Source organism: Achromobacter sp. ACM01 (assembly GCF_014851745.1).
In the GTDB taxonomy this organism is placed as follows: Bacteria; Pseudomonadota; Gammaproteobacteria; order Burkholderiales; family Burkholderiaceae_B; genus Achromobacter; species Achromobacter aegrifaciens.
Window position 1 is genome coordinate 253,609 of record NZ_JACVAF010000001.1, and the last position, 22,394, is coordinate 276,002.

Below are 22,394 nucleotides of genomic sequence, written 5' to 3' on the forward strand. Positions count from 1 at the left end.
CGATCCGTATCAATTTCCAAACATCAAGGCGGTGAGCAGGAAGTCCAGCCCAAGTACCGCCAGGGAGCCCACCACCACGGTGCGCGTGGTCGCGCGGGCAACGCCTTCGGGGGTGGGCTTGGCTTGCCAGCCCTCATAGAGCGCGACCAGCGTCACGGTGACGCCGAAGACCAGGCTCTTGATGACGCCATTGGCCACGTCTTTCCAGACGTCGACGCCGTTTTGCATCTGCGACCAGAACGCGCCGGCGTCCACGCCGATCAGCAGCACGCCCACGACCCAGCCGCCCAGGATGCCCACCATGGAGAACACCGCCGCCAGGATGGGCATGGCGATGATGCCGCCCCACAGACGCGGCACCAGCACGCGGCGGATGGGGTCGACGGCCATGACTTCCATGGCTGCGAGTTGCTCGCCGGCCTTCATCAGGCCGATTTCGGCCGTGAGAGAGGTGCCCGCACGGCCCGCGAACAGCAGCGCCGTGACCACGGGCCCGAGTTCCCGCACCAGCGACAGGGCCACCAGCAAGCCCAGCGCTTCTTCAGAGCCGTAGCGGTTCAGCGTGTAATAGCCTTGCAGCCCCAGCACAAAGCCCACGAACATGCCGGAAACGGCAATGATGAGCAGCGAGTAGTTGCCGATGAAATGGACCTGCTGCGACACCAGCCGCGGACGCGACAGCGCAATGCCGCTGCGAGCGAGCATGGCGCCGAAGAACCGGGTGAAGTAGCCGATGCCGGAAACGCGGTTGCGCACCCAGCCGCCCAGCGCGCCGATGGCGTTGTTGGATCCGCTCATGCGCGGCGGCCCTCCTGTTGCGAAAGCCACTTCTTGAAAGCGGGCGTCTCGGGATATTGGAACGCGACGGGGCCGTCGGGCTCCCCTTTGAGGAACTGTTGCACGTAGGGGTCTTGCGAGGCCGACAGCATTTCGGGGGTGCCGGCCGCGGCAAGCTTGCCCTGGCCGACCAGGTACACCTGGTCCGCGATGGCAAACGATTCATGCACGTCGTGCGTGATCAGCACCGAGGCGCAGCCGAGGCGGTCGGCCAGGTTGCGGATCAGGCGGGCGGTAATGCCCAGCGAGATCGGGTCCAGCCCCGCAAACGGCTCGTCATACAGAATGAGTTCGGGTTCCAGCACGACGGCGCGGGCCAGCGCCACGCGCCGGGCCATGCCGCCGGAGATTTCCGCCACTTTCAGGTGCGCGGCTGCGCGCAGGCCGACGGCGTCGAGCTTGTCCAGCACGCGCTCGGTGACTTCGGGCTCCGCCAGCTTGGTGTGTTCGCGCAGCGGGAAGGCCACGTTCTCGAAAACGTTCAGGTCAGTGAAAAGCGCGCCCTGCTGAAATAGGACGCCCATGCGCGTGCGCAGCGATTGCAGTTCGGTGCGGCTGACGTGGGCCATGTCCTGGCCGAAGGCCAGCACCCGGCCCCGCTGCGCGGTGAGCTGGCCGGTGGCCGCGCGCAACAGCGTGGTCTTGCCCGAACCCGAGCCGCCCATGATGGCGACCACCTGGCCGGCGCGCACGTCCATGGAAATGTCGCGCAAGACGGTGAAATCACCATAGCCTAGCGCTACACCTTCCAGGCGCAGGGCGAATTCCGGGGTCTTGCTGGTTTGAGCGGGCATGGGCAACGAAAGGGTGTTTCGGCGGCGGAGCTTGCCCTGCTGTCCGGTCGATGCGACCGGCAAAATTCATGGCCGGCGCGGCGAAGACAGGCGGCGTCGGGAAGCGCCCTGTTACTCATATGCCGGGGGCGAGGTCGGGCCTGGGCTCCCGGCGGCGAGGCGCCATTGTAGCCCGACGCTTTGTAATAACAACGCGAGAGCCCGCGCGTGGAACAGTGTTTTCGGTTCAGGGAACAATATGCTCAGCGGCGCGCCTGCGCCGCCGCGGTCTCCCGGGCCAGCCGCGCGACCAGGTCGGCGGTGGTCTCGCGCCGCGCGAGCGGCGCGCCCTGGCCGGCCCACAGGGACAGCATGTCGGTGTTGCCGGCCTTGCCGCCCGCCGTGCGCATGGGGCGCGTCAACGCGTTCTGCAGGGGGTAAGGCAGGATGTCGGCCGCAATCGCGTCGGCCTCGCGCATGAAGGCGTTTTCGATGCCGCGGGCGGGCCGGCCCGAAAACGCACGGGTCACCCGCGACTGTTCCGCCCGGGAGGCGGGCAGCAGCGCCTTGTAGGCTTCATTGATGCCGGATTCCTCGGTCGTCAAGAAGGCCGTCCCCATTTGTGCCAGATCGGCGCCCAGGGCCAAGGCGGCGGCGATACCGCGGCCGTCCATGATGCCGCCAGATGCAATAACAGGGACAGAGACTGCGTCGACCACCTGGGGCACCAGCGCCATGGTGCCGATCAGCGATTCCTCGAAACCGTCCAGGAAGGTGCCGCGGTGGCCGCCGGCCTCGGCGCCTTGCGCCACGATGGCGTCCACGCCGTCCGCTTCAAGGGTCACCGCTTCGCGCACGGTGGTCGCGGTGCCCACGGTCAGAATGCCCAGTTCGCGGCAGCGCGCGATGGCCGCGGCCGGCATGCGGCCGAACGTGAAGCTGAAGACGGCCGGACGCACCCGCAGGATGGCTTCGATCTGCTGCGGCAGCGGATCGGCTTGCGGGCCGGGCGCGGCGGGCGCCGGCAGGCCCAGCTGCTGGTGGTAGCGCGCCATCAGCGCCAGCATGCGACTGGCGTCGCCGCGCATGGGTTCTTCCGGCACCGATGCGAACAGATTGATGGCGAACGGCAGCGGCGTGCGCGCACGGATGTCGCGCGCCGCCGCCTCGATCTGCTCGGGACTCATATAGGCCGCCCCGAGCGAACCCAGGACTCCCGCCTTCGATGCTTCGGAAACCAGCTCCACCGTCGTGGCGCCGCCGGCCATGGGGGCCTGGACGATGGGATGGTGCAGCTTGAGCAGATCAATCAGACGGGTAGCCATGGAATTACTCCTGGAAGGTTACTGAAGCTGGATGTTCCCAGCCTTGATGACGTGGGCCCACTTCTCGGTTTCGCTCTTGATGAAGGCGCCGAATTCCTCGGGCGTGCCGCCGCCCGCCTGGCTGCCGGTGTCGGCGATGGCCTTCTGCACGTCCGGTTCCTTCAGGATGCGGTTGAACTCGGCGTTGAGCTTGGCGATGATGGGCGCGGGCGTGCCGGCGGGGGCGACGATGCCCTGCCAGTTGTAGGACTCGAAGCCCGGCAGGCCGGATTCGGCCATGGTGGGCACGTCGGGCAGCACGGCCAGGCGCTTGGCGGACGTGACCGCGATGGGGTGGATCTTGGCGCCCTGGATCGCGGGCAGCGCGGAATAGCCCATTTCGAACATCATCGAGATATGGCCGCCCATGAGGTCCGTCGCGGCCAGGCTGCCGCCCTTGTACGGGACGTGAACGATGTCGATCTTGGCCTGTTCGCGGAACATTTCGCCGGACAGGTGGTGTGCGCCGCCTACGCCGGACGAGCCGAAGGACAGCTTGCCGGGCTGCTTCTTGGCCAGCGCGATCAGGTCCGCCAGCGTCTTCACCGGCAGTTCGTTGTTCACGCTCAGCACCAGCGGGCTGTTTTCGATCAGGATGATCGGGGCCAGATCCTTTTGCGGATCGTAGGGCATGTCCTTCATCAGCGTCGGGTTGACCGCCATGGGCGCCAGATTGCCGGTGCCGATGGTGTAGCCGTCCGGCGCCGCGCGCGCGATCAGGTTGGTGCCGACCACGCCGCCGGCGCCTGCCTTGTTCTCGACCACGATGGGCTGGCCCAGCGTGTCGCCCAGCTTGCGCGCCAAAAGGCGTACGCGGGTGTCGGCGAAGCCGCCCGGCGCGTAGGGCACGATCATGGTGATGGGCTTGGACGGCCAGTCGGTGGTCTGGGCCTGGGCGGCGCCGCTGAAGGCGGCGGTGGCTGCCAGGGCGGCAATAAGGGGACGCAATGCTTTCATACAGATGACTCCTGGTTTTGTTTTTTTAATGTGAACGGGCCCGCGGGCCGATCGCATTATGCCCAGCGGCCACGTCATCTGTCGTGATCTTTCCCAAACGCCATGCGGACAACGCCAACAGTGCCGCGCTGGCCGCCAGCACTTGCGGCAGCCCGGCGCCCCAATGCGCCGCCCAGGACGCCAACAGCGGTCCCAGGATCTGGCCGGCGGCGAAAGCCGCGGTCATGAGGGCCGCCGCGCGCGGCGCGGCGGCGCCGGCCGAACGCCTGGCGGCCAGCATTCCCGCCTGCGTAATCACCATGAAGGTGCCGCCCACCAGCACCGCGGCCACGATCACGGCGGCGATGTGGTGCCATAGCGCCACGGCCAGCATGCCCAGCGCCATGAGCGCCTGGGCGGCGCGCCAGACTTGCACGCTGTCGCGGCCCCGTGCCAGGCGGGGCACCAGCAGGCAGGACACCGCTGCGGCCATGCCGAACAGGGGCCAGGCCCAGCCGAAGATGGCCGGGTCGGGAATGATTTCCTTCGCCATCGCTGGCAGGAAAGTGGCCGGAATGATGTAGCCCACGCCGAACGCGCCATAGTGCAGCGCCAGCGCGGGGATGTCGCGTGGCAGCCGGGCGGCGGGTGCGGCGGCGCTGGCCGATTGCGCTGGCATTGGCGCCGCCTGGCGGCGCAACCCTGGCCAGGCGATCGCGGACAGGGCCAGCGCCAGCCCCCCCAGCGCGAACCAGACCGTGTCGGCGCGCGCGTCCCAGGCTGCCAGCGCCAGGCAGGCCAGCCCCGTCAGCGCAATGCCCGCGCCCACGCCGGCGTAGGTCACTGCGGACGCGCCCGCCTCGCGCGGATCGCCCGCGGGCACCGCCCGCCACGCCGCCACGCAGATGAAGGCGCTGGCGCTGGCGTAGCCGGCGGCCAGTCGCAGCGCGCACCAGACCGCCATGCCATGCCAGACAGGCATGGCCAGCGTCAGCAGGGCCACTGCCAGCAGGCTGGCCGCCAGCGTGCCCCGCAGCCGGCGGATGGGCCAGGCGACCGCAGCCAGCGCGCCCAGCAGATACCCCGCGTAGTTGGCCGAAGCCAGCCAGCTGCCCTGGGATAGCGACAGGCCGGCTTCCTGGGCCATCAGGGGCCAGACCGGCGTGAAGGCGAACCGGCCTATCCCCATGGCGGCGGCCAGGGCCAGCGCGGCCGGCCATGCCAGGGCGGCAGCGCTGCGTGACGAGGAAGGGTAATTGGGCGTTGACATGGCCCTTACTCTACGGCTGTACTAATATCATTAATAGTGAATTATTAAGATAGTGAGTTCTCAAAATGAGAAACTTGGACCTGGATGCGCTGCAGATCTTCAAGGCGGTTGCCGACCAGGGCGGCGTGGCGCGCGCCGCTGCCCATCTGAACCGCGTGCAGTCCAACGTGTCGACGCGCCTGAAGCAGCTGGAGGCCTCGCTGGAGGCGCCGCTGTTCCGCCGCCAGAATCGCCGGCTGGTGTTGTCTGACCAGGGGCGGGTGCTGCTGTCCTACGCCGACCGGCTGCTGCGCCTGGCGGACGAAGCCCAGGCCGCGGTACGCGACGGCTCGCCGCAGGGTGTGCTGCGCATCGGCACCATGGAAAGCACGGCGGCCGCGCGCCTGCCGCCGATCCTGGCGGCCTATCACGCGGCCTGGCCGCAGGTGCGGATCGAACTGGTGACCGGCACGTCGGCCGCGCTGGCGGCCAAGGTGCGCAACTACGAAATCGAGGCCGCGTTCGTGGCGCAGCCGTTTCCGGCCGAAGGGCTGGCGGCCATGGATGCCTTCAAGGAAGAACTGGCGCTGATCTCGCCGCTGGCCTGGGATCCGATCGACAGTCCCAAGGACCTGGGCGACCGCAGCGTGATTGCCTTCGCGTCGGGATGCTCATACCGGCGCATCCTGGAATCCTGGCTCAACCAGGAAGGCATCGCGCCCGGCAAGGTGATGGAGTTCGCCTCGTACCACGCCATCGTCGCCTGCGTGGCGGCGGGCTCGGGCGTGGCGATTGTGCCGCGTTCGGTGCTGGCGGTGCTGGGGGCGGAGCGCACGGTGCGCATCGGCGCCCTGTCCGGCTCGCATGGCCGGGCCCTGACCCAGCTGGTCTGGCGCGCCGACGACGACACGCCGGCGTTGCAGGCCCTGCGGCACAAGCTGGAGGCGCCGCAAGGCTGAGGAAGGCCGCGCCTGGCGCGCGGCCCTTTTGCCTTTAGAAGCGGTAGCCGACGCCGATCGTCGCGACCCACGGATCGATGCGCGCGGTGCCGATGTGCTGGCCGTCCAGCTTCACCTTGGAACGGATGTCGATGTAGCGGATGTCTGCGTTCATGAACCAGCGCTCGTTGATCTTGAAGTCAGCGCCCAGTTGAGCGGCCACGCCCCAGGAATCGCCCAGCTTCAGGTCCGAACCCTTCAGCGCGCCTTCCGCCTTGGTGTCGAAGAAGTGGGTGTAGTTGATGCCCACGCCGATGTACGGCTGGATCATGCTGTCGGGCAGGATGTGCCATTGCAGGCTGAGCGTCGGCGGCAATTGCTTGGTCGAGCCGATCTTGCCCAGGCCGCTGCCGCTGACGTCATGCTGGAAGGGCCAGGCGCCCAGCAGTTCGATACCGATGTTGCGCGTGGCCATGTAGGTCAGCGTGAAGCTCGGGCGTACGTTGTTGTTGACGTCGAGTCCGACGCTGCCGTTGAGCACGGTGCCGTTGTTGGACGAGGGGCGGACCTGCGTCACGCCGACCTTGAACAGCACGTCGCCCGCTTCGTGGGCATGCGCGGGGGCGGCGAGCGTGCCAGCGGCGATCAGGCCGGCGATGGCGGTGGCGCGGATACGGCCGTTCAGCGAAAACATTCTCTTCTCCGATCTTTCCATTGGGTGAGACGACAGGTTCTCAAACCTAGCGTCCGGCCCGCTTGATGTGTGTCAAATCGTGAAAAGACCGCAATCGAAAAGTGGTTATGTTGCAACAGGCGGGGGCGCGGGAAAAAAAATCGCCGCCGGCGCAATGCGCTCGGCGGCGATCCGGGCCGGCCTGATCGTGGCGATCAGCGCGGCAGTTCGCTGCTGCCCATGAGGTAGGCGTCCACAGAGCGCGCGCACTGGCGGCCTTCGCGGATGGCCCAGACCACCAGGGACTGGCCGCGGCGCATGTCGCCGGCCGTGAAGACCTTCTCGACGTTGGTGCGGTAGTCGTCGGTATTGGCGCGCACGTTGCCGCGGGCATCGCGGTCCACGCCGAAGGCGTCCAGCACCGTCTGCACGGGCGACACGAAGCCCATGGCCAGCAGCACCAGGTCGGCCTTGATCTCGAATTCAGAGCCTTCGACTTCGCGCATCTTCATCTGGCCGGTGGCTTCGTCCTTGAACCATTCGACGCGTGCGCCGATCAGCTTTTCGACCTTGCCATTGCTGCCCTGGAGCAGCTTGGTGGTCACGGACCAGTCGCGCTCGCAGCCTTCTTCGTGCGAGGACGAGGTGCGCATCTTCAGCGGCCAGTACGGCCACGTCATGGTCTTGTTCTCGCTTTCCGGCGGCTGGGGCATCAGCTCGAACTGCGTGACCGAGGCCGCGCCATGGCGGTTGCTGGTGCCGACGCAGTCGGAACCCGTGTCGCCGCCGCCGATCACCACCACGTGCTTGCCCTTGGCCAGCGTCTGGTTGGTGAGCCGGTCGCCCGCCACCGCCTTGTTCTGCTGGCGCAGGAAGTCCATGGCGAAGTACACGCCCGACAGCTCGCGGCCAGGCACCGGCAGGTCGCGCGGGGTTTCCGAACCGCCGCTCATCACCACTGCGTCGAACTCGGCCAGCAGCGATTCCGGCGTGCGCACCGTCAGGCCGTCGGCCACGGGGTCGCTGGGATTGCCGATGTAGGTCGACGGCGCGAATTCCACGCCCTCGGCTTCCATCTGCGAGATGCGGCGGTCGATCTGGTGCTTTTCCAGCTTGAAGTCGGGGATGCCGTAGCGCAGCAGGCCGCCGATGCGGTCGCTCTTTTCGAACAGCGTCACCGAGTGGCCGGCGCGGGCCAGTTGCTGCGCGCATGCCATGCCCGCGGGGCCGGAGCCCACCACGGCAACCTTCTTGCCGGTCTTGCGCGCCGGCACCTGCGGCGACACCCAGCCTTCGGCCCAGCCCTTGTCGATGATGGCGTGTTCGATGGACTTGATGCCGACAGCGTCGCTGTTGATGTTCAAGGTACAGGCAGCTTCGCACGGCGCCGGGCAGATGCGGCCGGTGAACTCGGGGAAGTTGTTGGTGGAGTGCAGGACGTCCAGCGCGCGCTTCCAGTCCTGCCGGTACACCAGGTCATTCCAGTCCGGGATGATGTTGTTGACCGGGCAGCCGTTGTTGCAGAACGGGATGCCGCAGTCCATGCAGCGCGCCGCCTGCTGCTTGGCCTGATCGTCGCTCAGGTGCAGCACGAATTCGCGCCAGTTCTTCAGCCGCTTCTGCGGGGCCTCGGAGGCCTCCTGCAGACGCTGAAATTCCATAAAGCCGGTAATCTTTCCCATGGTATCCCTCACGCAGCCAGTTGTTGCGGGTTGGCTGCACGCCACATTTCACCCAATGCGCGGCGGTAGTCCGTCGGCATGATTTTCACGAATTTGCCGCGCGAGGCTTCCCAGTCGCCCAGGATCTCGCGGGCGCGGAAGCTGCCGGTGTAGCGGAAGTGATCTTCCACCAGGCGGCGCAGGATGGTTTCGTCCGTTTCGCGTTCACCGCCGCGCTGCGCGCTGTGCCAGACGTCGATGTTGTTCTGGGCGAGCTGTTCTGCGTGCGGCACGATGCTTTCCAGTTCGACCATGGACAGGTTGGCGCGCTGCTTGAGCGTGCGTTCCGGATCCCACACGTAGGCCACGCCGCCCGACATGCCTGCCGCGAAGTTGCGGCCGGTCGTGCCCAGCACCACGACGGTGCCGCCGGTCATGTATTCGCAGCCGTGGTCGCCGGTGCCTTCCACGACGGTGGCCGCGCCCGAGTTGCGCACCGCGAAGCGTTCGCCGGCCACGCCGTTGAAGAACGCCTCGCCCGCCAGCGCGCCGTACAGCACGGTGTTGCCGGCGATGATGTGGTCCGGGCCGAAGCCGCGGAAGTCGTTGGGCGAGCGCACGATGATGCGGCCGCCCGACAGGCCCTTGCCGACATAGTCGTTGCCTTCGCCCACCAGGTCCATCGTGATGCCATGGGCCAGGAACGCGCCGAAGCTTTGGCCGGCCGTGCCGTTGCACTGGATGTGGATGGTGTCGTCCGGCAGGCCCTCATGGCCGTAGCGCGCGGCCACCGCGCCCGACAGCATGGCGCCGATGGTGCGGTTGCGGTTGCGCACGGGGACGATGAAGGACACTTTCTCGCCGCGTTCCAGCGCGGGCTTGCTGCGCTCGATCAGCTGGTGGTCCAGCGCGCCGGCCAGGCCGTGGTCCTGCTCTTCGGTCTGGCGCACGTCGGCGTCGGATTGCGTTTGGTGGAACACGCGGGCGAAGTCCAGGCCCTGGGCCTTCCAGTGCTCCACGCCCGAGCGCATGTCCAGCAGGTCGGCGCGGCCGATCAGGTCGTCGAACTTGCGGATGCCCAGCTGGGCCATGATTTCGCGGACTTCCTCGGCGATGAAGAAGAAGAAGTTCACGACGTGTTCGGGCTTGCCCTGGAATTTCTTGCGCAGGACCGGGTCTTGCGTGGCCACGCCCACCGGGCAGGTGTTCAGGTGGCACTTGCGCATCATGATGCAGCCTTCCACGACCAGCGGCGCGGTCGCGAAGCCGAATTCGTCGGCGCCCAGCAGCGCGCCGATGACGACGTCGCGGCCGGTCTTCATCTGGCCGTCGGCCTGCACGCGGATGCGGCTGCGCAGGCGGTTGAGCACCAGCGTCTGCTGCGTTTCGGCCAGGCCCAGTTCCCAGGGCGTGCCCACGTGCTTGATGGACGACACCGGGGATGCGCCCGTGCCGCCGTCATGGCCGGCGATCACGACGTGATCCGCCTTGGCCTTGGCGACGCCCGCGGCCACCGTGCCCACGCCGACTTCGGACACCAGCTTGACCGACACCGAAGCCTTGGAATTCACGTTCTTCAGGTCGTGGATCAGCTGGGCCAGGTCTTCGATCGAGTAGATGTCGTGGTGCGGCGGGGGCGAGATCAGGCCCACGCCCGGCACCGAGTAGCGCAGCTTGGCGATGTATTCCGACACCTTGTGGCCGGGCAGCTGGCCGCCTTCGCCGGGCTTGGCGCCTTGGGCCATCTTGATCTGGATCTGGTCGGCCGACGACAGGTATTCGGCGGTCACGCCGAAACGGCCCGAGGCCACCTGCTTGATCTTGGAGCGCAGCGAGTCGCCCTTCTTCAGTTCGACGTCCGCTTCGATGCGGTCCGAGCCCAGCACCGAGGCCAGCGTATCGCCGTCCTTGATGGTGCTCTTGCCTTCGCGCATTTCGGCGCGGTAGCGCAGTTCGTCCTCGCCGCCTTCGCCGGTGTTGGACTTGCCGCCGATGCGGTTCATGGCCACGGCCAGCACCGAGTGCGCCTCGGTGGAGATCGAGCCCAGCGACATGGCGCCGGTGGCGAAGCGCTTGACGATTTCCTTGGCGGATTCGACGTCGTCCAGCGGAATCGCGCGCGACGGATCGAAGCGGAACTCGAACAGCCCGCGCAGCGTCATGTGGCGGCGGCTCTGGTCGTTGATGATCTGCGCGTACTCCTTGTACGTGCGGTAGTTGTTGGCGCGCGAAGCGTGCTGCAGCTTGGCGATGGAATCCGGCGTCCACATGTGCTCTTCGCCGCGCACGCGATAGGCGTATTCGCCGCCCGCGTCCAGGTCGTTGGCCAGCACCGGATCGGTGCTGAAGGCGGCGCGGTGCTGGCGCAGCGCTTCCTCGGCCACCTGGAAGATGCCGATGCCTTCGATGTTGGAGGCGGTGCCGGTGAAGTACTTGTTCACCAGCGCGGTCTGCAGGCCCACGGCTTCGAAGATCTGCGCGCCGGTGTAGGACATGTACGTGGAAATGCCCATCTTGGACATGACCTTGTTCAGGCCCTTGCCGATCGCCTTGATGAAGTTCTTGACCGCCTTTTCGGGGTCGTTCATCTTGCCCAGCGATTCCAGCGCCAGGTAGGGGTGGATGGCTTCGGCGCCGTAGCCGCCCAGCAGCGCGAAGTGGTGCACTTCGCGCGCCGAGCCGGTTTCCACGACCAGGCCGGTGTTGGTGCGCAGGCCGGCGCGGATCAGGTGCTGGTGGACCGCGGAGGTCGCCAGCAGCGCGGGGATGGCCACGCGCTCGCTGTCGACCAGGCGGTCGGACACGATCAGGATGTTGTAGCCGCTGCGCACCGCGTCCACGGCGCGCGCACACAGCGCGGCCACGCGGGCTTCGATGCCTTCGGGACCCCAGGCGGCGGGATAGGTGATGTCCAGCTCAAAGCTGCGGAACTTCTTGCCCGTGACCTGCTCGATGTCGCGGATCTGCGCCATGGCGGCGAAATCCAGCACCGGCTGCGAGACTTCCAGGCGCAGCGGCGGGTTGACGTTGTTGATGTCCAGCAGGTTCGGCTTGGGGCCGATGAAGGACACCAGCGACATCACCAGCTGTTCGCGGATGGGGTCGATCGGCGGGTTCGTGACCTGCGCGAACAATTGGCGGAAGTAGTTGTAGAACGGCTTGGCGCGGTCGGACAGCACGGCCAGCGGGGCGTCGTTGCCCATCGAGCCGATGACTTCTTCGCCGGTCGTGGCCATGGGTTCCAGGATGAACTTGTAGTCTTCCTGGGTCCAGCCGAAAGCCTGCTGGCGATCCAGCAGCGACACGGACGACTGCGTGGCGACGGCGGCCTGGCGCGGCGCCGGCAGCGATTCCAGCTTGATCTGCAGGCGTTCGATCCACTGGCGGTACGGCCGGCTGTTGGCCAGCTGCAGCTTGATCTCGGCGTCGTCGATGATGCGGCCCTGTTCCAGGTCGATCAGGAACATCTTGCCCGGTTGCAGGCGCCACTTCTTGACGATGCGGTTTTCGGGGATGGACAGCGTGCCGGCTTCCGAAGCCAGGATGACCATGTCGTCATCGGTGACCAGGTAGCGGGCCGGGCGCAGGCCGTTGCGGTCCAGCGTGGCGCCGATCTGGCGGCCATCGGTGAACGCGACCGCGGCGGGGCCGTCCCACGGTTCCATCATGGCCGCGTGGTACTCGTAGAAAGCGCGGCGGCTTTCGTCCATCTGCGTGTGCTGTTCCCAGGCCTCCGGGATCATCATCATCATGGCGTGGGCCAGCGAGTAGCCCGAGTTCACCAGCAGTTCCAGGCAGTTGTCGAACGTGGCGGTGTCCGACTGGCCTTCGTAGACGATGGGGTACAGCTTCTTCAGGTCCTCGCCCAGCACGGCCGACTGCATCATGCCTTCGCGGGCGCGCAGCCAGTTGAAGTTGCCCTTGACCGTGTTGATTTCGCCGTTGTGGGCAATCATGCGGTACGGGTGGGCCAGCGGCCAGGCGGGGAACGTGTTGGTCGAGAAGCGTTGGTGCACCAGCGCCAGGGCCGACACCGTGCGCGGATCGGCCAGGTCGCGGTAGTAGCGGCCGACCTGGTCGGCCAGCAGCAGGCCCTTGTAGACCACGGTGCGCACCGAGGCCGAGGGCACGAAGTATTCCTTGCCGTGCGCCAGATGCATGTTCTGGATGGCGTGGCTGGCGGTCTTGCGGATCACGTACAGCTTGCGCTCCAGCGCGTCCGGCACCATCACGTCGGCGCCGCGGCCGATGAACAGCTGGCGGATCACGGGTTCGCAGGCGCGCACGGCAGGCGACATGGGCATGTCGACGTCCACCGGCACGTCGCGCCAGCCCAGGACCACCTGGCCTTCGGCGCGCACGGAACGTTCCAGTTCCTGTTCGCAGGCCAGACGCGAGGCCGTTTCCTTCGGCAGGAACACCATGGCTACGCCGTACTCGCCGGGAGGCGGCAGCGTGATGCCTTGATGGCCGAGCTCGTCGCGGTAGAGCGTGTCGGGGATCTGGATCAGGATGCCGGCGCCGTCGCCCATCAGCTTGTCCGCGCCGACCGCGCCGCGGTGGTCCAGGTTTTCCAGGATCTTCAGACCCTGCTGGATGATGGCGTGGCTTTTCTTGCCCTTGATGTGGGCGACGAAACCGACGCCGCAGGCGTCATGCTCGTTCTTCGGGTTGTACAGGCCCTGGGCAGACGGCAGTCCGATGCGGCTGGCATCGATGGGGGTCGCCTTGGGCGGGGGACAGGAGTCGATCGGGGTAATTTGGGGCATGGCGCGCTCCGCAGTGGGCCTGCGTCGTAATGTTGCAGTGCAGGAGACGGACAATACCCCCGACATGAGTAGGGTGCAATAGGAATAAATAGGGTGTGTCCCTTATTTTTGATATTACCCGTCATCGGCATTTAATTCGGTGACGCATCAAGAGCCGCGCTGATTGGGCCTCCCCAGGGGGGTATGCACCAGCAGGGTGCGTTCGTGCCCGATAAAATGCGGTTTTTCTTATTATATGTCCCTATTTATTTGGCGATTTCGAACACCCTGAGCCTGAGTCGACGTTGCGGAAACGCAAATGCGCAGGCCGGCCCGAACGGCGTGGCCCGCAAAAGTGAAGAACCCGCCGTTCAGGCGGGTTCGTAATCAGGAAGAGGTCGACGTGGGCGTCGTGGTGGGCGGCGCAGAACTCGGTTCGGCATCGGACGACGCCGCGGCTGGCTTCTTGCGCGGACGTCCGCGCTGGCCGGGAGCAACCCGGCGGCTGGCGGTATGGGCCAAGCTGGCAATGAAAGCGGGACCGCCCAGCGCCCATTGTCCGGAGACCGCCTGGTCGATGCGCTGGGTTTCCTCGCGCGAAAGACCGTCCTGCAAGCGCTTGCGGTAATTGGCCTGGCGGTCGAACGGGGTATTGCCACAGGCCCAGTAGTCCGCGTGGTCCGACTGCCACTGCGCTGGCGCGGCGGTGGTGTTGCCGGTATGGCTGGAAGCGGAGGACCACGGCCAGGAATCGGGATCCTGCGAGGCGCCGCTGCGCACCGGATAGGTTTCGAGCCAGACCAGCGACGGCAGCACCCAGGCGCCCGGTTCCAGCAAGGCGGATCGGTAGCGGCCGGCGAAGACCCGGCCGCCGCGCAAGCGCGCCGCCAGGTTGCGGCCCAGCGTCTGCATCAGGCGCGGCAGGCCTTCCTCGTCGGCGGGCGTGGCCAGCAGCAGGATGCGGTCGTTGGCAAGCAGCCAGCCGTGAACCGAGACTCGGTGGCGTTGGGCGGATTCGCCCAGCCACGTGGCCAGTTGATTCAGTATGTCGGCCGGCGCGGGTTGCGACGGCGCCGCCAGCGGCTGGATGAAGTTGGCCTGCACCAGTTGGGGCAGCCCAGGGGCGTACAGACGGGGCAGACGGGCCATAGTGTCAGGACTTGCGTATTTGGAAGAACGGGTTGTCTTCGCTCACGGTATATAAATAGTGCCACGGTGGGCGCTGGTCAAGTCCCGTGATCATGGTCAGGGCAGGAAATCGCTTTTTTTCTGTCGTTCGTACCCTGTAAAGCCCAGGTTAACATTCGGCGACGGAACGTCGTACCGTGGATATCCCCTAATCCGCGAGACGTTTTTTTCGCATCATTCCGATCGGAGGAAAGCAATGGCAGTCGCCCTGGAACTCATTTCGCAGCATCGCTGCTTCGGCGGCTGGCAGCGCTATTACCGCCACGAGTCTGCGGAGATCGGCCTGCCCATGCGCTTCTCCGTCTACATTCCGCCGCAGGCCGAAGACGGTCCGGTCCCGGTGCTGTTTTATCTGGCCGGCCTGACCTGCACGGAAGAGACCTTCATGATCAAGGCGGGCGCCCAGCGGCTGGCTGCGGAACTCGGTGTCATGCTGGTCGCCCCGGATACCAGTCCGCGCGGCGCCAACGTGGCTGGCGAGGACGAAAGCTGGGACCTGGGCACGGGCGCGGGCTTCTACCTGGACGCCACCACCCCCGCCTGGCGGGACCACTATCGCATGTACAGCTACGTGACGCAGGAACTGCACGGCATCGTCACGGGCGAGGCCCTGCCCGGCGACGCGTCGCGCACCGGCATCTTCGGCCATTCCATGGGCGGCCATGGCGCGCTGGTGCTCGCGCTGCGCAACCCCGGCAAGTTCCGCTCGGTGTCGGCATTTGCGCCCATCGCCGCGCCCAGCCAATGCCCCTGGGGCAAGAAGGCGTTCGGCGCCTATCTGGGCGACAAGACAGAGGACTGGGCCGCTTACGACGCGTCCGCGCTGATGCGCGGCGCCACCAACCCGTTTCCCGCCGGCATCCTGATCGACCAGGGCGAGTCGGACCAATTCCTGGCCGAACAGTTGTATCCCGAGGTATTCGAGGCCGCCTGCGCCGCTGCGGGCCAGCCGCTGGACCTGCGGCGCCACCCGGGCTATGACCACGGCTACTACTTCATCTCGACGTTCATCGAGGATCACATCCGGTTTCACGTCGAGCGGCTTGGAAAACCGGCGCCCTGAGGGCGCGCTTCTATACTGGCGGGCCTGCCGCGGCAGGCTGCTTGCGCGCCCCGGCGCGCCGCCTGCGGTCTGTGCTCAATAGGAACGCCTGATTTGATCAACGGAATCGCTCCCTTCGTCTGGATACTGCTGGGCGCCGTCGTCGTCCTGCTGCCGGGCATCGTTATGCTGCTGGGCCGCGGCGGCCCGCGCGACGAGCGCGGCCGCAGGGTGTTCCAGTTCCGGCCGGTGCGCCGCCTGTTCGGCCTGATGCTGGTGCTGCTGGGATGCGTGTCGGGCCTGCTGGCCCTTTCGCTGGTGCAATTCTTCCGCCTGACGACCGACGAGCCGGTGGCGCATGTTGAAGTGCGCCAGGTGGCCGACGGCCAGTTCCAGGTCAGCGCCAGCGCGCCTGGCACGGGCACCAGGCAGTATGTCCTCTATGGGGACCAGTGGCAGATCGATGCCCGGGTCGTGCGCTGGCGGCTGCCGGCGCTGATGGCCGGCGTGCCGCCGCTATACCGGCTGGAGCGCCTGTCGGGCCGTTATAGCGATGCCGCGCGCGAGGCCTCCGCCACGCGCTCGGTCCACGCGCTGGATGACTGGCCGGCGCCGGACTTGGCATCGTTGAAGAAAAATTTTCCGAACTGGTTCCCGTTCGTCGATGTCCAATTTGGCAGCGCTGCGTACATGCCGCTGTTCGACGGCGCCCGTTACCAGGTGCTGATGGATCCGCGCGGGGCGCTGTTCGTGCGGCCCGACGGCGAGGCTACGGCCGAAGGCTTGAAGCGCCTGGGTTGGTAGGACAAGCCGCGGCCGCGCCCGGATTCAGGGGCTGGCCATCTGCCGCCAGCGCTCGGTTGCCCACGGCGGCGCCCCACTCTAAAAAAATAAACGGGGACATAATGCGACGAATGAAACTTTGACGCGCCGCAATAGTCGAATTAGCACTCCCAATACTAGAGTGCTAACATCGAATCCATGTCGTTATCCCTTCGCCATCCGGAGACCCCCGCTATGAAGCAACCCAGTACCTCGTTGGCCGCTTCCGGCAACGCCCTGGCGTTGGCCATTGCCAATCCGGGCGCACTTGGCACGATCGACGCTTATATCTCCTCGGTCAACCGCCTGCCGGTCCTGTCCGCGGAACGTGAAACCGAGCTTGGCCGCCGCCTGCGCGACCAGGAAGACCTGGGCGCCGCGCGCGAACTGATTCTGTCGCACCTGCGCCTGGTGGTGTCGGTGGCGCGCCAGTACCTGGGCTATGGATTGCCGCATGCCGACCTCATCCAGGAAGGCAACGTCGGTTTGATGAAGGCCGTCAAGCGTTTCGACCCCGAGCGCGGCGTGCGCCTGGTGTCATTCGCCGTGCACTGGATCAAGGCTGAAATCCACGAATACATCATCCGCAATTGGCGCCTGGTGAAGGTCGCGACCACCAAGGCCCAGCGCAAGCTGTTCTTCAACCTGCGCAGCATGCGCCCCGACGGCCAGACGCTGGATCCGGAACAGGTCGACCACATCGCGCGCGAACTGAACGTGCGCCGCGAAGACGTGAGCGAAATGGAAGTGCGCCTGTCCGGCCGCGACATGTCGCTTGAAAACCAGGACGATGACGACGACAGCTACGCGCCCATCGCCTACCTGTCCGACGAGGGCCGCCAGGAACCCACCCGGGTGCTGGAACGCGCCGCCCGCGACCAGTTGCAAAGCGCTGGCCTGACCGACGCGCTGCAAGCGCTGGATCCGCGTTCGCGCCGCATCGTCGAAGCCCGCTGGCTGCAGGACGACGGCGGCGCCACGCTGCACGAACTGGCCCAGGAGTTCGGCGTGTCGGCCGAACGCATCCGCCAGATCGAAGCGGCCGCCCTGAAGAAGATGCGCGGCAATCTTGCCTCTTGAGGCGGTTGCCGAACCATGCGAAGGGCCGCGATCAGCGGCCCTTTTGCTTTTCTGGTGGGCCGCGGCCGCACATGAATAAATTGATACAAATTTGGGCTGAAATTTTGCGCGGCGCGAGAAACTTAATGAGGATCGCACCGCCTAACTTCATGTAGACCGCGAACTTCGGTTAGCAGTCTTGTCATCCGTCTCGGCTTCTCCTCTTTCCCCTCCCCTATGAGACGGATGCTTGCGGGGCACCATGCATATCTGGTGCCCCGTTTTTTATGCGCGTCCGGTTCGCGCTTGCAGTCGACTCAAGCGGCAAACGCCGTGCGCTGACGAAGCAAGAGGCGCGGCCTGGCTAGGCCGCCTGGGCGTTGTCCGCGGCCGTCCTGGCGCCATGCCACAGCGCGTCCTGCACGCGCCGCACCCCCGTTGCCATCGAACCGTCCTGGTACAGCTTGATCCAGCGGTAGCCGGGCGCCATGTTGTCCACTACATGCTTGCCGTCGCGGATGCTGAACTGGAAGCAGGTCGAGGGCGTGGCCAGCATGCGCAGATTGTGGCGGCGGCGGTCGAACTCGTGGTGCACATGGCCCCACAGCAGCACGCGGACCTGCGGCCAGCGCGTCAACAGCTTGAACAGGGCCTGGGGGTTGTCGATCATCATCGAATCGTGCCAGTGGCTGTCGATCTGCATGGGGTTGTGATGCATGGCGATCAGCGTGTGGCGGCCCGGAGCTTCGGCCAGCGCGGCCTCCAGCAGATCGAGCTGGCTCGCGGGCAGATGGCCGGCGTTGGAACCGGGCACGGTGGTGTCCAGCGCGACCACGCGCCAGGCGCCCACGTCCGTCACCGGAACCGACCATTGCGGCAGCTCCTGGCGCATCACGGCCGGCAGGTCATGGTTGCCTGGCAGGCAGCGGATGCTGGCCTGCGCCAGGGCGGGCGCCTCGGACAGGACGCGCGCCAGCCGGCGATAGGCCGCGGCCTCGCCGTCCTGGGACATGTCGCCGGTCGCCAGCAGCAGATCCGGGTGCTTGCCGTCCGCCTCGATCTGGCGCAGCACCGCGCGCAGGCTGGCGTCCGTGTTGACGCCCAGCATCGAGGTTTCAGGTTCGCCAAACAGATGGCTGTCGGTCAGCTGGACCAGCATGGCGGGCGCATCGTCGCGCCGGGTCAGGGAATGGATCCGGGCCAAGTGCCGCTCCTGCAAAGTTTGTGCGATTCCACATTACCCAAAAAACATGGCGCGACGCGTATCGCTTGTCAGCATTGGGGTAACGAAACGTGCATTCTCCTCGATTCCTGGCAGTTCCTGCGCCGGTCCCGGAGGAAAAAGCCGCTATTCTTGTGGAACTTCACATAAGCTCCGCCCACAGAACATGGATGTAGGTTTTCTCGTATTCGGCCTGGCAGGTCTGCTGACGCTGGTCTGCTTCATGCCGCCCCTGGCCGGCCGCCTCAAGCTGCCCTATTCGGTGCTGCTGGCCATTGTCGGCTGTCTGCTCGGCATCATCGTGCACGTTCACGGCTGGGCGCCCAGCTGGATCGGCGACTTCCTGGATTCGCTGGAACGCTTCGAGATTTCGTCCGAAACCTTCCTGATGGTGTTCCTGCCGGTGCTCCTGTTCGAGACCGCGTTGTCCATGAACGTGCGGCGCCTCATGGACGACATCGGCCCCATCCTCATGATGGCGATCGTGGCCGTGGTCGTCTGCACCGTGGTGGTCGGGGTCACGCTGGATGCCATTTCGCCCTACGGGTTGGTGGTCTGCCTGCTGCTGGGCGCCATCGTCGCCACCACCGACCCCGTGGCGGTGGTGGGCATCTTCCGCGAAGTGGGCGCGCCCAAGCGCCTGACCACGCTGGTCGAAGGCGAAAGCCTCTTCAACGACGCGGCCTCCATTGCCTTGTACTCCGTGCTGTTGGCCGTGCTGGGCGGCCATGGCGAACTTACCGCCAGCGGCATCTTCAACGACTTCATCGTGCACTTCATCGGCGGCGGCGTGGCGGGTTTCGCCATGGGCCGGCTGGCTTGCTTCCTGTTCGCCTGGCTGCGCGGCTTTCCCACCGCGGAAATCACGCTGACACTGACGCTGGCCTATCTATCCTTCTTCATTTCCGAGCACTACCTGAACGTGTCGGGCGTGGTCGCCACCGTGATCGCCGGCCTGGTGGTGGGCTCCACCGGCCGCACGCGCATGTCGCCCACCACGTTCGAATACTTGTCCAGCGCCTGGGAGCAGTTCGGCTTCTGGGCCAACTCGCTGATCTTCCTGTTCGCGGCCATGCTGATTCCCAAGCTGATGGCGGCCGCCGACTGGCAGGAACTGGCGCTGGTGGCGGTGGTGTTCGTTGCCACGCTGGTGGCGCGCGCAATTGTGGTCTTCGGCCTGCTGCCCTTGCTGGGGCTGACCCGGCTGGGGACCAAGGTCAGCAATCCTTATAAGGTCGTCATGCTGTGGGGCGGCCTGCGCGGCGCCGTCTCGCTGGCGCTGGCGCTGGCCGTGACGGAGCAGACCGGGGTGGCCGAAGAGGCGCGCCAGTTCATCGCGGTGGCCACCACCAGCTACGTGCTGCTGACCTTGTTCATCAACGGCATCAGCCTGCGGCCGCTGATCCGCATGCTGGGCCTGAACCAGTTGTCCCCGGTGGAGCGCACCATCCGCAACCAGGCCCTGGCCGTGGCGCTGGAAGACCTGCAGGGCAAGACCGAAGAGGTCGCCAAGACCGAGCATATCGGCACCGAGGTCCGCGACCGCATCCGCGCCGTGTTCGACGCCAGCCTGACCAGCGTGCACGACGGTCAGGTCAGCCAGATGACGGACGACCAGCGCGTGGCGGTGGGACTGGCCATCGTGGCGCAGCGCGAAGAGGAAATGTTCTTCGACATCCTGAAGGCGCAGATCGTGGACTGGCGCATGGCCGAAACCCTGCTGGCGCGGGCCGAACGGCTGGAGGACGCGATCCGGCTGGGGGGCATTCCGGGCTTTGAGCGCGCCATCGTCGCCGACGTGCGCTATTCCACCGGTTTCCGGCTGGCCTTGCGCCTGCATTACCTGTTCGGCTTCCAGGGCTGGCTGGCGCGCGAACTGGGCCAGCGCTTCGCCAACCTGATGAGCAAGCGGTCGGTCGCGCAGCGCCTGATTGCCTTCGCGCGCGAACAGATCACCCCCCTGCTGGGCGAGGAAGCCACGCAGCGCATCGTGTCCCTGCACCAGCGCCGCCTGGACCTGATCGAAAACGCCATGCAGGCCCTGAACCTGCAATATCCGTCCTACGCCCAGTGGCTGCAGGAAAGCTACCTGGGCCGCGTGGCCCGCGAAATGGAGCGCATCCGTTACCGCGACATGCTTGAGCAGTTCCTAATCAGCGGCGAGGTCTACGCCGACCTGATGGCGCAGTTGAAGAGCCGCTGGGCCCACATCGACAAGCACCCGCCGCTGGACATCGAAATGAGCGCGGCCGACCTGATCAAACGCGTGCCGCTGTTCGAAGGCCTGTCCGCCGATTCCTTGCGGGCCATCAGCAAGCTGCTCAAGCCGCGACTGGCGTTGCCGGACCAGCGCGTGCTGACCAAGGGCCGCCATGGCGAAGAGATGTGTTTCGTGGCCTCGGGCGCCGTGGCAGTGCATCTGCCGGACAACACCATGATCGAACTGGGCAGCGGCGAATTCTTCGGCGAACTTGGCCTGCTCGGTGAAGAGCAGCTGATGCCCGAGGTGACGTCGCTGGGCTACAGCAAGCTGCTGATGCTGTCCTCGCGCGATTTCCACGCCCTGCTGGCGCGCGACGAGCATCTGCGCGAACGCATCCAGGTCGTGGCCAAGCAACGCCTGCGCGCGATCGAAGTGTGGAAGCAGTTTTCGCAGGCCAATGCCGCGCCCGCTCCGGTCCCCGCGCCGGCGTCGGCGCCCAGCCCGGCGCAGGCCGCCGAAGCCGCGGAAGCGGCGGGCGCGGCGTCCGGCACTGATACCCAAGCGGCGCGCGAGGCCGCGGGGGCGGATGCGCCGCCTGCAAGCGACCTCCCCGGGAATCTCGCCGGCAACGTCACGGACAACCCGGCGTTGGGCGAGCCGGGCATCGTTCCACGTTGATTCAGGGGTCGGGGCTGCCTGCGCAGCCCCGGACCGCGAGGCTCAGGCCGGGATCTCGCCGGCCGCGCGGCGCTGCATGATGTCTTCGACGATCACCAGCGCTGCCTCAAGCGTGAATTCGCCTTCCGCCACCTGGCGCACGGCCGTGGCCGCGTCGATGGTGGCGATCTCCATCACCTCGCCGTCCCGGTTGGCGGGGCGCACGTCAGCCGCAAGCACGCAGGTGCTGGTCAGGACATCCTCGACCTGATAGCCCTCGGGCAGGCGGCGATGGATACGCAGAATGGTGCGCAGGGGCGAACGCTGCGTCAGGTCGGGCGCGTCCAGCCCCGCCTCTTCGCCGCATTCGCGCACCAGCGCCAGTTCCAGGTCCTCGCGGCTGCCGGCCAGGCCGCCGACCAAGGTGTCCCACATACCGGGATCGGTGGATTTGCTGAGCGCGCGGCGCGCGACCCACAGGCGGCCGTCCGGCGTCCATGCGTTCAGGTGCACGGCCTTGGTGAGCAGGCCCAGCGGCCGCACCGCCGCGCGTTCGATCACGCCCAGCGGCTCGTCGCCGTCCAGAACATCCAGCAATTCGTCGCGCCAGCCGCGTAGGCAGTTGGCTTGGCGCAACAGTTGCGCGGCCTGTTCAAGCACGCCGTTCAGGTTTGCGCCGGGCTGCAGGTCCGCGCCGATGCGCAGGCTCGCGCCGTCCGTTGCGATGCCGGGCGCATCGCGCAATGCATCGCACGCCGCATGCGTGGCCCAGCCGCAGCGACGCCCCGCTATATATAAAGCGCGCGCGCCTTCCGGGGCGGGCTCTTGCGCGCGGGCGCGCAGGTCGGCGTACAAGTCGGACAACTGCTTGGGCATCGTGAAACCGTGGTGATGATGTTGCCGACGATTTTATGCCACCCTGTTTACGGCGCGTGGTCAAGGGGCGCGGCCAGATGGGGGCGGGCCGGATGAATTCAAGGGCACTAACTTACATCTGTTTGCGCGTCCGCTATAATCCGCCA

General features: G+C 66.6%; 16 protein-coding genes. 5 read left to right on the forward strand and 11 right to left on the reverse strand.

The features are described from left to right. Positions 1-9: 9 nt before the first annotated feature. The 5 genes from mlaE to IB268_RS01270 form a co-directional block, all read right to left on the reverse strand. Positions 10-798 (reverse strand): lipid asymmetry maintenance ABC transporter permease subunit MlaE, encoded by a 789-nt coding sequence (gene mlaE / locus IB268_RS01250; RefSeq protein ID WP_054455483.1) that lies wholly within the window; start codon positions 796-798, stop codon positions 10-12. Next, positions 795-1,631: an ABC transporter ATP-binding protein gene (locus IB268_RS01255; protein WP_054455481.1), complete on the reverse strand. Its 837-nt coding sequence runs from the start codon at positions 1,629-1,631 to the stop codon at positions 795-797. Before IB268_RS01255 ends, mlaE begins: the two co-directional genes overlap by 4 nt. A gap of 242 nt (positions 1,632-1,873) precedes the next feature. After that, positions 1,874-2,935, reverse strand: a complete 1,062-nt coding sequence (locus IB268_RS01260; RefSeq protein ID WP_192353710.1) for a nitronate monooxygenase family protein — start codon at positions 2,933-2,935, stop codon at positions 1,874-1,876. Between the two features lie 18 nt (positions 2,936-2,953). Further along, positions 2,954-3,931, reverse strand: a complete 978-nt coding sequence (locus tag IB268_RS01265; protein ID WP_119449862.1) for a tripartite tricarboxylate transporter substrate binding protein — start codon at positions 3,929-3,931, stop codon at positions 2,954-2,956. Between the two features lie 25 nt (positions 3,932-3,956). After that, positions 3,957-5,180, reverse strand: a complete 1,224-nt coding sequence (locus IB268_RS01270) for a YbfB/YjiJ family MFS transporter (protein WP_192353711.1) — start codon at positions 5,178-5,180, stop codon at positions 3,957-3,959. A gap of 65 nt (positions 5,181-5,245) precedes the next feature. Between IB268_RS01270 and IB268_RS01275 the strand changes: the two genes are divergently transcribed. Then, the gene (locus tag IB268_RS01275) at positions 5,246-6,118 is read left to right on the forward strand and encodes a LysR family transcriptional regulator (protein WP_192353712.1); all 873 of its coding nucleotides are present in this window, start codon (positions 5,246-5,248) and stop codon (positions 6,116-6,118) included. 34 nt (positions 6,119-6,152) lie between these two features. Here IB268_RS01275 and IB268_RS01280 read toward each other — a convergent pair whose 3' ends face one another. From IB268_RS01280 to IB268_RS01295, 4 genes are all read right to left on the reverse strand, one after another. Then, a complete protein-coding gene (locus IB268_RS01280) occupies positions 6,153-6,791 on the reverse strand; it encodes an OmpW family protein (protein ID WP_054455471.1) in 639 nt (212 codons plus the stop codon). Between the two features lie 194 nt (positions 6,792-6,985). After that, positions 6,986-8,452, reverse strand: coding sequence for a glutamate synthase subunit beta (locus tag IB268_RS01285; protein ID WP_054455468.1), 1,467 nt, complete (start codon positions 8,450-8,452; stop codon positions 6,986-6,988). An 8-nt stretch (positions 8,453-8,460) separates the two neighbouring features. After that, positions 8,461-13,200, reverse strand: coding sequence for a glutamate synthase-related protein (locus IB268_RS01290; RefSeq protein ID WP_054455466.1), 4,740 nt, complete (start codon positions 13,198-13,200; stop codon positions 8,461-8,463). A gap of 366 nt (positions 13,201-13,566) precedes the next feature. Continuing rightward, entirely contained in the window at positions 13,567-14,328 is a 762-nt protein-coding gene (locus tag IB268_RS01295) for a hypothetical protein (RefSeq protein ID WP_119449865.1), read from the reverse strand. Between the two features lie 235 nt (positions 14,329-14,563). On the opposite strand from IB268_RS01295, the gene fghA reads away from it, so the two are divergent. The 3 genes from fghA (at position 14,564) to rpoH (ending at position 17,311) form a co-directional block, all read left to right on the forward strand. Next, positions 14,564-15,430, forward strand: a complete 867-nt coding sequence (gene fghA, locus IB268_RS01300; protein WP_054455461.1) for an S-formylglutathione hydrolase — start codon at positions 14,564-14,566, stop codon at positions 15,428-15,430. 93 nt (positions 15,431-15,523) lie between these two features. Continuing rightward, positions 15,524-16,213, forward strand: coding sequence for a hypothetical protein (locus IB268_RS01305; protein WP_054455459.1), 690 nt, complete (start codon positions 15,524-15,526; stop codon positions 16,211-16,213). A gap of 213 nt (positions 16,214-16,426) precedes the next feature. Beyond that, positions 16,427-17,311, forward strand: coding sequence for an RNA polymerase sigma factor RpoH (gene rpoH, locus IB268_RS01310; protein WP_054455457.1), 885 nt, complete (start codon positions 16,427-16,429; stop codon positions 17,309-17,311). Between the two features lie 343 nt (positions 17,312-17,654). Here rpoH and cpdA read toward each other — a convergent pair whose 3' ends face one another. Next, positions 17,655-18,494 (reverse strand): 3',5'-cyclic-AMP phosphodiesterase, encoded by an 840-nt coding sequence (gene cpdA / locus IB268_RS01315; RefSeq protein ID WP_054455455.1) that lies wholly within the window; start codon positions 18,492-18,494, stop codon positions 17,655-17,657. 184 nt (positions 18,495-18,678) lie between these two features. Here cpdA and IB268_RS01320 point away from each other — a divergent pair, with 184 nt between their 5' ends. Beyond that, entirely contained in the window at positions 18,679-21,393 is a 2,715-nt protein-coding gene (locus IB268_RS01320) for a cation:proton antiporter (RefSeq protein WP_054455453.1), read from the forward strand. A 42-nt stretch (positions 21,394-21,435) separates the two neighbouring features. Here the strand turns inward: IB268_RS01320 and IB268_RS01325 are convergent, their stop codons facing one another. Beyond that, entirely contained in the window at positions 21,436-22,248 is an 813-nt protein-coding gene (locus IB268_RS01325) for an NUDIX hydrolase family protein (protein ID WP_054455451.1), read from the reverse strand. Positions 22,249-22,394: the final 146 nt, after the last annotated feature.

Bases quoted from the DNA above. Each gene is read 5' to 3' on its own strand.
- IB268_RS01285 (WP_054455468.1), bottom strand. From the start codon at position 8,452: ATGGGAAAGATTACCGGCTTTATGGAATTTCAGCGTCTGCAGGAGGCC.
- IB268_RS01260 (WP_192353710.1), bottom strand. From the start codon at position 2,935: ATGGCTACCCGTCTGATTGATCTGCTCAAGCTGCACCATCCCATCGTC.
- IB268_RS01290 (WP_054455466.1), bottom strand. From the start codon at position 13,200: ATGCCCCAAATTACCCCGATCGACTCCTGTCCCCCGCCCAAGGCGACC.
- rpoH (WP_054455457.1), top strand. From the start codon at position 16,427: ATGAAGCAACCCAGTACCTCGTTGGCCGCTTCCGGCAACGCCCTGGCG.
- IB268_RS01275 (WP_192353712.1), top strand. From the start codon at position 5,246: ATGAGAAACTTGGACCTGGATGCGCTGCAGATCTTCAAGGCGGTTGCC.
- fghA (WP_054455461.1), top strand. From the start codon at position 14,564: ATGGCAGTCGCCCTGGAACTCATTTCGCAGCATCGCTGCTTCGGCGGC.
- IB268_RS01325 (WP_054455451.1), bottom strand. From the start codon at position 22,248: ATGCCCAAGCAGTTGTCCGACTTGTACGCCGACCTGCGCGCCCGCGCG.
- IB268_RS01265 (WP_119449862.1), bottom strand. From the start codon at position 3,931: ATGAAAGCATTGCGTCCCCTTATTGCCGCCCTGGCAGCCACCGCCGCC.
- IB268_RS01295 (WP_119449865.1), bottom strand. From the start codon at position 14,328: ATGGCCCGTCTGCCCCGTCTGTACGCCCCTGGGCTGCCCCAACTGGTG.
- IB268_RS01320 (WP_054455453.1), top strand. From the start codon at position 18,679: ATGGATGTAGGTTTTCTCGTATTCGGCCTGGCAGGTCTGCTGACGCTG.
- IB268_RS01270 (WP_192353711.1), bottom strand. From the start codon at position 5,180: ATGTCAACGCCCAATTACCCTTCCTCGTCACGCAGCGCTGCCGCCCTG.
- IB268_RS01280 (WP_054455471.1), bottom strand. From the start codon at position 6,791: ATGTTTTCGCTGAACGGCCGTATCCGCGCCACCGCCATCGCCGGCCTG.
- IB268_RS01255 (WP_054455481.1), bottom strand. From the start codon at position 1,631: ATGCCCGCTCAAACCAGCAAGACCCCGGAATTCGCCCTGCGCCTGGAA.
- mlaE (WP_054455483.1), bottom strand. From the start codon at position 798: ATGAGCGGATCCAACAACGCCATCGGCGCGCTGGGCGGCTGGGTGCGC.